Genomic DNA, 11174 nt, shown 5'->3' on the forward strand with positions numbered 1-11174 from the left:
CGGCCCCGGCACCCGGCGATGTCCTCGTCGTCCCGTCGACGAACCGCACCTCCGTCGCCTGGCTGCCGCCGGCGGAGTTGTGGCCGCCGATCCAGCACATTCGCCGCGAGCACGACCGGCAGATCCACCGCTGGCCGCCACACGTCAACGTGTTCTTCGGTTTCGTCCCGGAGGCCGAGTTCGCCCGGGCCCTGCCGCTGGTCGCCGCGGCGCTCGCGGAAACGCCGCCGTTCACCGCCCGCCTGGCGGGCGTCCACTGGTTCGTACACCGCGAGGACGCCACCGTCTGGCTCGACCCGGCCGCCGCCGGCCACGAGCCCTGGGAGCGGCTGTGGGAGTCCCTCGAGCTCCGCTTCCCGCTCTGCGGATCGCACTCGCACGGCTTCACCCCGCACCTGTCCCTCGGCCGTACCCCGAACCCGCGCTCCCTCGCCCGCAAGGCGGAGGCCCTCCTCGGCCCCATGACGGCCCGGGTCGACGAGCTCGTCCTGCTGTCCCGGCGCGGCGACGAGCCGATGCGGGTCCGGGCCCGCGTCCTGCTCGGCAGCGGCGATGTACATCCCCCGGAGAATCAGGCCCTTCCGGACGGCCCTCCGCCGCCATCGCCCGTCTGATCGGACACGGCACGGACTTCGGCCGGCCCGGCCGGCATGCAACGAAGTCATGAGTACGCACCCGAGCCTTCTGGAGTGACGCGGCCGACAAGGCGCTCGCCAGGCGGCTCCTCCTACGGCGGGTGCCACCGGCCACGGTAGAACGCGGTGGCCCAGGCCGTGGAGGTTCGGACGGATGCCGCAGTCCGGACCCGTCTGCTGCCGCGCTGCGGGCGCAGCAGCAGACGGGCAGAACAGCAACCTCACGCCGGGCTCTTCGCAGCTTCCTGCCGCACGTCGAAGAGCGTTCACCAGCGGCCATGAGAGGTCGCCGGAGTCCAGGTCCTCGGCGTCGACTTCGCCCAGGTAAGCCTCGATGGCCTCGGACGGGCGCTAGAGGCGGAGCGTCCCGGGGAACATGCTGTGGCCGACGCCCGGTGCGGTGAGGGCCAGCCAGCCGTGGCCCCGCCGCTCGGTGTCCGGGCCGACCTCGCCGGGGTCGACCGAGAGGTGCCCGCAGGCGGACCGTGCGCCCGTGGTGCCCGCGTTGGGCTCGTCGTACTCGAGGTCAAAGCCCGGTTCGTCGGCCGCGAGGGTCTCCCACGGCAGCGGGTCGCCCTCCCATTCGGGGTCGCCCTCGGCCGCGTACCGGATCAGCCGGCCGTTCTCGGCGACCATCCATATGTCGGAGCCACCGGCGTCGTCCAGGAAGAAGAACTGGGCCTGGCCGCAGTGGACACTGACCCGCGCGCGAAGCGGAATTCGGCGTAGCGCTGTCCACCGCGCCGTGAAACGTTCGGGGGTCGAGACCGGGAAACGGCCAACCAGATCTGCAATCACCTGTCGTCCGACGTCGCTCACTATCGGCCGATCCCGATTGGGATCGTGCGCGCGGGTCCTGGCTCCCTCCAGAATGTCGCAGTGCCCGCAGCCATGTGGGCCCACGCGCGATCGACCCGCGGGCAAGAGCGCTGTCGCGTGCTCGTCGGTAGCGACCTGGAGAGCAGTGATGACCTCGCACGAGCGGCGCCGATCCGGCCGGGACGAAGCCTTCGGCACCTGGCTCCGCCAATTCGAAGACCGCGACACCCCCACCGGCGAACTCGCACGGCTGGCAGCGGCAGACCCCTTGTGGCCGAGCGGCTCACAGCACCGGCTCCAGGCCTACATCGAACGCCTGGAGGGCCCCGGCGTAAGCGCGGCCGTGATCGCTACCCTGCTGGACGCGTGGGTTCGTTGGGCCGCGCATGAGGTTGAGTAGCCGAGGACAGTACGTCCACGAGAAGGTCCGGGGCCGGCCAACACGGTGAAAGGCGCGTCGGCCCCTGCCGCCGTCGGAGCGGGGGACGGTCGTCGCCGCCCGAGGTCCTGGTCTGCTGCCGGCTGTTCGAGCAGCTCGTCGACGAGCCGGGCAGATGCGCCGTGGCCGACGTGACGCGCCGGGATCCGTGCCGCTGCGGCAAAGTCGGCCGGCCGGTCGGAGCACCCGCCCGGCCGGTCCACCGCCACGGCCGTGTGCTGCCGGCGCGGCGACGTGTGACGGCTGTCGCATCTGCCCCCCCAGGCGCGGCAGGGCCGTCAGAGGGATGCGCTGTGGGGCTTCGACAGCCCGGTGGCGGCATGCGTCACTCGTCCCTGGCTTTACTCCTTGTCGCGCTGCTCGCGGTCTCAGGATGCGCCACCGTCCACCCCACGCCGCCCGGCCCGCCGGGCCTCGCCCGCAGGGGTCTCGGAGGACCGCAAGCCCCCCGCCGCCGGACACCGGGCCGGCGCTGTGTTGATCAGGCGCCCGGCAATGTTCCGTTCTTTGTCAGGGCGGTGTTGTGGCCGACGGACCAACCATCTTTCGTGCCCTCCTACTTCCGGTTGGCGGCCCGTTCCCGCAGTCAGGATGGGCCACCCCGGAGTGCTGACGCAGCAGCCCGCCGCTCGCGATAGGTTCCCCGGAAGCGAAACGCCGAATGACGGTGCGTCACCCCCAGGAGGTCGAATACGGATGGTCTCTCCCCAGATACTTCGCGGCGACCACGCCGAGACAGTGCTCGATGCAGACGACATTCGGATGGTCGACCGCGCCTCCCGCACCGAGATCCCGTTCGCGGTGGTCCAGGAAGCCCGGACCGACGGTGGGCGGGAGGTCGAGATCGTGCTGACCGACGGGTCGTGCATCGGGTGGACGGCGGCAACGCGACGGCCGCCACGGCGTTCGTCACCGCGCTGACCGCCGCTCTGCCCGAGCAGCGGAACCCGGGCGGAAGTACCCGGGTCACCGTCACCTCTCTGGAACAGCCTCAAGAAGAGGAGAGGAAGGACAGGTCGAGGCTGACGGACTACGTGTCACTGACGATCCTCGGCACTCTTGTTCTCACCTATCTCGGGTACGCGATCTGGTCAGGCGTCACCCGCGGGCCGGAACTGAAGTTCGTGCTTGGCGGTGCGATCCCGTTCTTCAGCGGCTTGCTCATCCTGCTCTTCGTGGCAGAGGAAGCACGGCTCCAGCTCCCGCTGAGGAGGCGCGGGATCACCACAGTCGCCAGGCTCGACTTCAGGACCACGGGCGGGGCCGCCTGGTACAAATACACCGACACCGACGGTGTCGTGCACAACCACCGGAGCAAGTTCCGCGGACCGCAGCCTCCGCTCGCCTACGACCCGCAGAGACCCGGGAGGGCTTCCACCGATCTGGCGTGGGGCCGCGTGCTGTTCAAGATCTACGCTCGCAGTATGGGCGGACTGCTCCTGTTTCTGGCTGGCGGCGCATTGTCGCTGGTGCCGCTTTTGCCGGGCTGAGCGCGTTCCAGGCGATAGGGAGTGTCTTTCCGATCACCGGATGCTGGCCCGGTCGTGAGCGAAGCCGAGTTGTCTGATGCCGCGTGGGCGGTGATCGGGCCGTTGCTGCCGCCGGTGGGCCGGGCCCGTGGGCGGTGGCGTGATCACCGTCAGGTGCTGGAAGGCATCGTGTTCAAGTTCCGCACCGGTGTGCCCTGGCGGGACCTGCCCGAGCGGTTCGGACCGTGGCAGACAGTCCACGGACGCATCCCCGCTGGGCCGCCGCCGGCACCTTCGACCTCCTGGCCGCCCCGCCCATACCACGGGCGAGGTGGACCGGCTGGTCTCCATCGACTCCACGATCGTGCGGGCCCACCAGCACACCGCCGCCAAAGGGGGCTAGAACAACGGGCCCTCGGACGCTCCCGCGCTGAAGGACGGCGCCGACACGAAATCAGGAGCCGCGGGACGCCGCCCGGGGCTCCTCGGGGCTCTCAGGTGGTCTGCCGGGCGAGGAAGGTGGTGATGAGGTTCTGCCATTCCTCGGGGCGTTCCACCATGGGCAGGTGGCCGGTGCGGATCTCCACGAGCTGGGCGCCGGGGATGGTGTCGGCGAGCTGGTGGTGCAGGCGGGTGGAGGTGAACCGGTCCTGGGTGGTGGAGATGACCAGGGTGGGTGCCGTGATGTGCGGCAGGTCGTCGCGGACGTCGGCCCGGGGGGCCAGCTCGGCGTGTTCGGGGGTGCCGTCGGCGACGCTGGCGGCGGTGAACCCGATCGCCTGCTGGAGCTGCTCGGCCGGCATTGCTTCCAGTGCGTCGGCGCCCAGGGCCATCATCGTCAGGTACTCGGCCAGCACGTCGCGGTCGCCGGACTCGGCCAGCTTGCGCCAGATGGGCAGGGCGAGAGCGAGGTGGTTGTCCCGGTAGGGGAAGGTCGCGGTCAGCACGAGGGCGGTGACGCGCTCGGGGTGTCGGGCTGCCGCGCGGATGGCGACGGGGCCGCCGAGGGAGTAGCCGGACAGTGCGAAGGTGTCCATGCCTTCGGCGACGGCGCCGGCGATGAGCTGGTCGGCCAGGTCGTCCAGCGACAGCGGCGTGGTGGAGCGGGGGGTGTCGCCGCTGCCGGGGTAGTCGACGCCGACGACGGTGTGGCGGGCGGCCAGGCCCTCCAGGATCGGTCCGTAGGTGCCGGCCACGCTGCTGCCGGCGCCATGGGCGAGTGCGAGACCGGGGCCGGAGCCGAGGACGGTGCGGGCGAAGGTGGCCTCGGGCAGGGTGTGTGCGGACATGGGTATTCCATTCTGCGGGTGTGGGGATCAGGTCGTTCGGGTCGCAGGCGGACCGGCGCCCGTGCCAGCGGCAGGGCCCGGCCGGGTTCGGGGCAGGGGCTGCTCCGGTCGCGCTGGCATCGAGCGGTCTGCGCAGCCGGTCGGCGAGCGTCGTGAGGCTGCTGCTGCGGCTTACGGCGGTGCGCAGCCGCCGAAGCGGACGGACCGGCTTGGGGATGACCGTCTGCGGCCTCGGGGCCGCCTCGTGCGCAGCACGAGGCGGCAGCTTTGATGGTCAGGGCAGCAGGACTGCCTTGCCGCGGTTGCGGTGGGCTTCCAGGTCGGCGTGCGCGGTGACGGCCTCCTCGAGCGGATAGGTCCGCCAGATGGGCAGGGTGAGCTTGCCGTCGGCGGCCAGCTCGACCAGCTGAGGCAGGGCGTCTTCGGTCTGGTCGGCGCTGCCGGCGCTGAAGCGGACGCCGTGCTGCGCGGCGGACATGTCGGCGATGGTGATGACGTGTGCGCTGTCGCCGGTCAGGGCGACGGAGTCGGCGAGGACGCCGGCGCCTGAGGCGTCGAGGACGAAGTCGACTCCCTGGGGCGCCGCAGTCTTCACCCGCTGCACCCAGCCGTCGCCGTAGCGGACGGCGGTGGCGCCGAGGGCGGTGACCCGCTCGATGTCGTGCTCGCCGACCGTTGCGAGGACGGTGATGCCGCGGGTGACGGCCAGCTGCGCCGCGATGACACCGACGCTGCCGCCGGCACCGTGGACGAGCAGGGTCTGCCCCTCGCGCACGCCCAGCTGGGCGAGGACACGGAACGCGGTCCGGCCGACGGTCACCAGCGATGCCGCGACCTCCCAGGACAGCGCTGCGGGCTTGACGACCGGCCGCTCCAGCAGCGCGTACTCGCTGTAGCTGCCACCCGCGGTGGCACCGAGGACCTCGTCGCCCACGGCTGCGTCGGCTCCCTCGCCGACCGCGTCGACGACACCGGCCGCGTCCAGTCCGGGGACCACGGGGAAGCGCGCCGGGACGGCGCCGGCCATCAGGCCGGAGCGGATTTTCATGTCGAGTGGATTCACGGAGGCGGCCCGCACTCGGATCCGGACCTGGCCCGGGCCGGGCTCCGGGACGGTGACCTCCGACAGCCGCAGCACCTCGGGCGTGCCGTACTCGGAGAAGGCGATCGCTTTGGACATCAGGAACTCCCAGGTAGGGGCCCCGCCGACGGGGCCGGCGCTCAAGCGGTGAGGGTGGGGTAGTCGGTGTAGCCGCGGTGGTCGCCGCCGTAGAAGGTGGCCTGGTCCGGGGCGTTGAAGGGGCCGCCGGCGGCGAGACGCCTGGGCAGGTCGGGGTTGGCGAGGAACAGCGCCCCGTAGGCCACCATGTCCGCGCTCCCGTCCTCGATCAGCTTGAGCGCGTCGGGGCCGGTGACGTCGGGGTGGGTGAACGGGTTGAGGACGAAGGTGCCGGGCCATTCCTTGCGCAGCTGCGGGGTCAGTGCGGAGTCGGGTCCCTCCATCAGGTGCAGATAGGCGAGATCCAGACCCGCGAGCCGGTCCAGCAGTGCCCCGTAGATCTCGCCCGGATTGTCCTCGACGATGTCGTTGTAGCGGTTTCCGGGTGAGATCCGCAGACCGACTCGCTGGCCGCCGATCACCTCGGCCACGGCCGTGACGACCTCGACGGCGAAGCGGATCCGACCTTCGGTGGATCCGCCCCAGGCGTCGGTGCGGTGGTTGGTGTTGTCCGCGAGGAACTGGTGGATCAGATAGCCGTTGGCGCCGTGGATCTCCACGCCGTCGAATCCGGCCTCGACGGCGTGGTGCGCCGCGGCCGCGAAGTCGGTGATGGTCTGCCGGATCTCCGCCTCGCTCAGTTCCTTCGGCGTGACGAAGTCCTGCGGCCCCTGGTGGGTGTAGACCCGGCCCTGGGCTGCGACCGCAGAGGGCCCCACCGGCGTCAGGCCGTCGGGCAGCAGGCTGGGGTGACCGATCCGCCCGGTGTGCATCAGCTGCGCGAAGATCACCCCGCCCTCGCGGTGCACGGCGTCGGTCACCGTCCGCCACGCCCGCACCTGGCCCGGTGTGTGCAGGCCGGGGGTGTCGGGGTAGCCCTGACCGACGGGCGAGGGCTGGACGCCCTCGGTGACGATCAGCCCGGCGCCGGCTCGCTGCGCGTAGTAGGCCGCCATCAGCTCGGTCGGCTCCGAGTCCGGGCCGTGGGCGCGGCTGCGTGTCATCGGCGCCATCACGACTCGGTTCGCGAGGCGCGTGCCTCCCAGGACGATCGGATCGAAAGCAGTGGTCATGGTCGCTCCCTGGTGCTCTGCGGGCCGGGCGCACCGTGGCCCGCACCAGCCGTTTACTGTCCGAACAAGTAAATTACCTGTCTGAACAGTAAACATGCTTCCCGCAGCCTGGCAAGCGAGGCATGCAGCTACTTCGACCTGTCCATATGTGCCGCTCGACGAACAGAAGCGCTTCTGATGCACCTGGATGAAGGTAGAGTTCTCCTGTTCAAACAGGAGAACGGGGAAGAGATGGCCGAGTCCACGTCTGAGGCCGGGCAGGATTCCGGGGCGGCGGAACGGAAAGCCACCGTGCCGGTCCCTGGCGCGGCCGCCGGCGGACCGATCAGTCACGCGATCTTCCGGCTGGCCCGGCTGCACCGCATGTTCGCGGGACAGCTGCTGCGCCGCATCGGCCTGCACCCGGGCCAGGAACTGGTCATGATGCACCTGTGGGAACTCGGTCCCCAGCGTCAGATCGACCTGGTGCGACTGATGGACTCCGACGCCGCCACGATGACCCGCACGGTCCGCCGCCTCGAGCAGGCCGGCTTCGTCCGCCGCCGCCCCTCGCCCACCGACAAGCGCGCCTCGCTCATCGAACCGACAGCGGCCAGTCACGCCCTGCGCAGGGAGGTGGAGCAGGTCTGGAGCCAACTCGAGGAGCTCTCGGCCGCGGGCTTCTCGGACGACGAACGCGCCGACGCCCTCACCACCCTGGAACGCCTGGAGCAGAATCTCGTACGCGCCGACGCCCAGCCCACGGAGCCGAACACGGAACCCTGGAGGCCGCGAGGTACAGCCTGATCGGTACGCGGCCCCCGGACGGGCACCGGTGCAGATCGCCAGCAGCCGGCCTGCCGGAACCGTGATCACCCGGGGATGGAGGTGCCGTCCTCGGCGTCGTGTGCGAGGGCACTGTGGCGGAGCCGGTGGAGTGTGAAGCCGTCCAGGTCCTCGATGCCCCCGGGTGAGGCGAGCGGGTTGGCCAGCAGCCGGGTGTTCTCCTCGAAGATTTCCTCAGCCCGGCGGTAGGAGAGCCGGGCCCGGCCGGTCTCGGGGCACACGTCAAGCGTCGGCGTTCCGGCCGAGGCCTTGCGGTCGGTGAGGAACAGCGGGCCACGGATACGGCGCGCCACGGATACGGCGGGCCACGGGTACGGCGGGCGATCACTTGAGGGGAGGGGACTGTCAGCGCCCGACGCCGACCAGGCCCGGCGCCGGCATGCGCACCTGGTTCATGCCCCCAGATCCTCCGTCACGGGCAGGCACTCGGCGAGCAGGTCGACGACGTCGCGCCAGGCTCGCTGCGCGTGCCGTGAGTGGTAGCCGACGCCGGGGACCACGGGGTGGTCGACCGGCGGGTGATGGAAGGCGTGCAAGGCGCCGCCGTAGACCGTGAGGCGCCAGTCGACGCCCGCGGCCTGCATCTCAGCGGTGAACGCGTTCCGTTGCGCGGGCGGCATGATCGGGTCTTCCGACCCGACCCCGGCCCACACCGGGCAGCGAATGCGCGCCGCCTCGCCCGGTCGGCCCGTGGTCAGTGCGTTGACTGTCCCGATCGCGCGCAGGCTGACGCCGCCGCGCCCGAGTTCCAGCCCGACGGCGCCCCCGGTGCCGTAGCCGACGGCGGCGATCCGGTCTGGGTCGGTCCGCGGTTCGGTGCGCAACACGTCGAGTGCCGCATGGCCGATGCCCCGCATCCGGTCGGGATCAGCGAGCAGCGGCAGGCAACGGGCCAGCATCTCCTCGGGGTCGCCCAAATAGCGCCCGCCGTGAAGGTCGAAGGCCAGCGCTACATATCCCAGTTCGGCGAGAGCATCGGCCCGGCGGCGCTCGACGTCGCTGAGCCCCATGCCCTCTGGTCCGAGCAGCACCGCGGGCCGGCGGTCGACACCGGCCGGGAGCGCGAGGTGCCCGATCATCGTCAAACCGTCGGCCGGATACTCGACCGTGCGCGTCGTAGTCGTCGTCATAAGACTGGACTGTAGTGATCGTCGAGCCCGGTCCGGCCGGTGTTCTGCCGCTGGCAGAACAGCGCGGGTATCTCTCACCCGATGACAGTGGACAGGCCCCGTTCACCCACTTCCGTGACAGTAAGAGAACACAGCAGCGGCATCCCGCACGGCTTCGGCCTCGGCGTCCACCGGTGGGTCGTGGAACGGACCATCGCCTGGCTCCACGGCTACCGCCGGCTCTGCATCCGTTGGGCACGAGCTCTTACAGCCGGACGGTGGTGCCGGGCTCGAGGCGGTCGATCGGGGTGCCGGTCAGGCCCTGCTCTCCGAGGAGATTGGCGGTGGAGTGCCGGCCGAGGTCGCTGAGCATGAGTTCGTGGATCTGGATGATGCGCTCGGGCTTGACGGTGCGGACGTAGTCGGCGGCTTCGCCGAGCTTTGTCCACGGGCCGCTGGTCGGCAGCAGGAGGGTGCGTACGGGGGCGTCGGGCGCGCAGTAGGCGTCGCCGGGGTGGTAGACGGCTCCGTCGTCGAGGAGGTAGCCGACGTTGTCGGGGCACGGGATGTCGACGTGGATCAGCGCGTGGCGGTGGCCGTGGACGGTGGCGGTGATGGAACCGACGCCAAAGGTGTCGCCCGCGGCGACGGCGTGGACGCGGCCATCGTGGCCGCCGAGGGCGGCTGCGACTGCGGCAGTGCCGTAGACCTGCAGCCCGGGCTGGGCTTCGAGAGCGGCAGCGACGAGCTTTTCGTCGAAGTGGTCGAAGTGGTCGTGGGTGATCAGGATGGCGTGAGCCTGGGTGACGGCCTCCGCCGCGTCCGGGGTGAGGGTGCCGGGGTCGATGACCAGGCGGGTGCCGTCCTTCTCGAGCGTGACGCAGGCATGGGCGTGCTTGGTGAGCTTCACAGCAGGTCCTTTCCGAGCCGACCGAATATCTACAACCAAACTGTACAGTCCGGTTGTGGACATCGCGCCGTGAGCGTCGCCTGCGACTTGACTCCGGCGCCCCCGCCCCTCGTTACGGCGCAGGTCGGCCGGCACTCCTGTAGCGCCAGGGCAAACAATGTAGCCAAGGTGTACAGTTTGGTTTATGGATGTGGCTAAGCTGGCATCATGGACGAGAATCAGCTGGCTGAAGAACTTCGCCTGACCATCGGACGGCTCGTACGCACTGTGCGCACTGCCGACAAGATGCCGCCCGGCGAGGCCGCCGTCCTGGGCTACCTGGACCGCAGCGGCCCGCTGACCACCGCCGATATCGCACAACAGCGGGGAGTCAGCCACCAGTCGGCTGCCAAGGCGGTCAAAGAACTCCTGGCTCAGGGCCTTGTGCATGCCGAGGCGCACCCCAGCGACGGGCGCAAGCTGTTGCTCCACCTCACGCCGACGGGAAGTGGCCGTCTGGCCGAGGAGCGCCGAAGGCGTGCGGACTGGCTCGGCACCGCGATCAACGATGTCCTCAGTTCCGATGAACGAAAGACGCTTGAGGCGGCGCTGCCTCTGCTATCACGCCTGACCACACACTTGAATGGCAAGTAGCCCCGGGACTGTCGTTTGGGTCATCGAGCGCTGTGCATTGTGAAGTTGCAGGTCACGAGTCTGGTGCGCGTGACGTCCGGGATGCCCATGCTGGTCGTGCACGGGGCCGTCCTCGGATTCCGACGCCACAGACAGGCGTGCGCGGTCCGAGGAAGACAAGCGGGAGCGACGACCGGGACGGTGGTCGGCGACGTGTGACGGCAGCCGGGGACCCTGCCCGCGGTCGGCAGCGCCACGGGGCTGGGAGCAGCCCGTCCGGAAGCGGCTCCCCGCATGGGCCATTGCACCCGTCTTCCGGGTAGTGCCTGGCGTTGACGCGTTCGAACGCGGCGGCGTCCCACCCGGACAGCTCGCGTCCGGGTGGGTGTGCCGACGCACGGTGGCCGTCACCGAGCTGGGTGATGACCTGTGGTTATGTGTGAGTGAGGCAGGGTAGTTGTCACCAGATCGGCGCGCTGCTCGGCACCACCGGCCTCTGCAGCAAGACTCTCGGCTCGACTGTCTCATCCACCCGGAACAGGGCGGCACGGGGCATCGCCTCGGGCCGGGGTCCATCGGCCTGGGTTCTGTCCCTGTGGGTGTTGCTCGCGTCCAGCCCCGCGTCACCGAGGACCGGGAGCAGCCGCTGACACTCAGCTGCTCAGGGGCGGACGGGCCGGTCCCGGGGACGAATCTGGCGGGCCTGGAGGCGAGGCGGCAGCGGTACACAGACCACCCCGCACAGGGCAGCCGCGAAGGCCTTCGCCCCCTCCAC

The 11174-nt window shown here is 70.5% G+C and carries 12 protein-coding genes and 2 pseudogenes; 7 read left to right on the forward strand and 7 right to left on the reverse strand.

What is annotated here, in order from left to right; all coding sequences use genetic code 11:
- A partial coding sequence (locus tag ACWGE1_RS36915; protein WP_453424837.1) for a 2'-5' RNA ligase family protein occupies positions 1–614 on the forward strand: 614 nt, incomplete at its 5' end.
- Positions 615–986: 372 nt separating this feature from the next.
- Here the strand turns inward: ACWGE1_RS36915 and ACWGE1_RS36920 are convergent.
- Positions 987–1271, reverse strand: coding sequence for a hypothetical protein (locus ACWGE1_RS36920; RefSeq protein WP_453424838.1), 285 nt, complete (start codon positions 1269–1271; stop codon positions 987–989).
- Between the two features lie 331 nt (positions 1272–1602).
- On the opposite strand from ACWGE1_RS36920, the gene ACWGE1_RS36925 reads away from it, so the two are divergent.
- From ACWGE1_RS36925 to ACWGE1_RS36935, 3 genes and pseudogenes are all read left to right on the forward strand, one after another.
- A complete protein-coding gene (locus tag ACWGE1_RS36925) occupies positions 1603–1854 on the forward strand; it encodes a hypothetical protein (protein WP_453424839.1) in 252 nt (83 codons plus the stop codon).
- Positions 1855–2765: 911 nt separating this feature from the next.
- The gene (locus ACWGE1_RS36930; RefSeq protein WP_453424840.1) at positions 2766–3383 is read left to right on the forward strand and encodes a hypothetical protein; all 618 of its coding nucleotides are present in this window, start codon (positions 2766–2768) and stop codon (positions 3381–3383) included.
- Positions 3384–3437: 54 nt separating this feature from the next.
- Positions 3438–3617, forward strand: a pseudogene (locus ACWGE1_RS36935) (transposase); the annotation flags it as partial.
- Between the two features lie 239 nt (positions 3618–3856).
- On the opposite strand, the gene ACWGE1_RS36940 reads toward ACWGE1_RS36935, so the two are convergent.
- From ACWGE1_RS36940 to ACWGE1_RS36950, 3 genes are all read right to left on the reverse strand, one after another.
- Complete coding sequence (locus ACWGE1_RS36940) at positions 3857–4651, reverse strand: alpha/beta fold hydrolase (protein WP_453424841.1); 795 nt, start codon at positions 4649–4651, stop codon at positions 3857–3859.
- A 274-nt stretch (positions 4652–4925) separates the two neighbouring features.
- Entirely contained in the window at positions 4926–5831 is a 906-nt protein-coding gene (locus ACWGE1_RS36945) for an NADP-dependent oxidoreductase (RefSeq protein ID WP_453424842.1), read from the reverse strand.
- A 41-nt stretch (positions 5832–5872) separates the two neighbouring features.
- Complete coding sequence (locus ACWGE1_RS36950) at positions 5873–6943, reverse strand: alkene reductase (RefSeq protein ID WP_453424843.1); 1071 nt, start codon at positions 6941–6943, stop codon at positions 5873–5875.
- A gap of 231 nt (positions 6944–7174) precedes the next feature.
- Here ACWGE1_RS36950 and ACWGE1_RS36955 point away from each other — a divergent pair, with 231 nt between their 5' ends.
- On the forward strand, positions 7175–7729 hold the full coding sequence (locus ACWGE1_RS36955; protein ID WP_453424847.1) for a MarR family winged helix-turn-helix transcriptional regulator: 555 nt from the start codon (positions 7175–7177) through the stop codon (positions 7727–7729).
- A 65-nt stretch (positions 7730–7794) separates the two neighbouring features.
- Here the strand turns inward: ACWGE1_RS36955 and ACWGE1_RS36960 are convergent, their stop codons facing one another.
- Both ACWGE1_RS36960 and ACWGE1_RS36965 read right to left on the reverse strand, forming a co-directional pair.
- Positions 7795–8061, reverse strand: a complete 267-nt coding sequence (locus tag ACWGE1_RS36960; protein ID WP_453424844.1) for a hypothetical protein — start codon at positions 8059–8061, stop codon at positions 7795–7797.
- Between the two features lie 99 nt (positions 8062–8160).
- Positions 8161–8898, reverse strand: a complete 738-nt coding sequence (locus ACWGE1_RS36965) for a dienelactone hydrolase family protein (RefSeq protein WP_453424845.1) — start codon at positions 8896–8898, stop codon at positions 8161–8163.
- 138 nt (positions 8899–9036) lie between these two features.
- Between ACWGE1_RS36965 and ACWGE1_RS36970 the strand changes: the two are divergent.
- A pseudogene (locus ACWGE1_RS36970) lies at positions 9037–9138 on the forward strand (IS5/IS1182 family transposase); the annotation flags it as partial.
- Positions 9139–9142: 4 nt separating this feature from the next.
- Here the strand turns inward: ACWGE1_RS36970 and ACWGE1_RS36975 are convergent.
- Positions 9143–9787 (reverse strand): MBL fold metallo-hydrolase, encoded by a 645-nt coding sequence (locus tag ACWGE1_RS36975; protein ID WP_453424846.1) that lies wholly within the window; start codon positions 9785–9787, stop codon positions 9143–9145.
- Positions 9788–9994: 207 nt separating this feature from the next.
- On the opposite strand from ACWGE1_RS36975, the gene ACWGE1_RS36980 reads away from it, so the two are divergent.
- Positions 9995–10420 carry a MarR family winged helix-turn-helix transcriptional regulator gene (locus tag ACWGE1_RS36980; RefSeq protein WP_189736115.1) on the forward strand — a complete coding sequence of 142 codons (426 nt, stop codon included), beginning with the start codon at positions 9995–9997 and terminating at the stop codon, positions 10418–10420.
- Positions 10421–11174 lie beyond the last annotated feature (754 nt).

The sequence above is a fragment of the Streptomyces sp. NPDC054932 genome (assembly GCF_053610205.1).